The 317-nt window shown below is 69.7% G+C and carries 1 pseudogene; it reads left to right on the top strand.

Features of this window, described 5'->3' with window-relative positions:
* A pseudogene (locus ASF72_RS21175) lies at positions 1-317 on the top strand (aldehyde dehydrogenase (NADP(+))); the annotation flags it as partial.

Raw genomic sequence — 317 nt, forward strand, 5'->3', positions numbered from 1 at the left:
ACCCTCGCCCAGCAGTATGTCACCGCGGTCACCGGCAGCTCAGGCCAGCTCTGCACCTCCCCCGGACTGCTCTTCGCCCCCACCGGCGACGCAGGCGATAAGTTCGCCGCCGCCGTCGGCCGCGCCATCACCACCTGCGCCGGGCAAACCATGCTCACCGAAAGCATCGCCGGATCCTGGCACACCGGAGCCCAGGCCCTGGGCTCCGCGGACGGCGTCACCGTCCTCGGAAAAGGCGCCGACGGCCAAACCCGCAACGCCCCCGCCCCGGCCATCTACGCGACCCAGGTCAAGGACTTCCTCACCAACGAAATCCT

The organism is Arthrobacter sp. Leaf141 (genome assembly GCF_001424565.1).
Classification (GTDB): Bacteria; Actinomycetota; Actinomycetes; order Actinomycetales; family Micrococcaceae; genus Arthrobacter.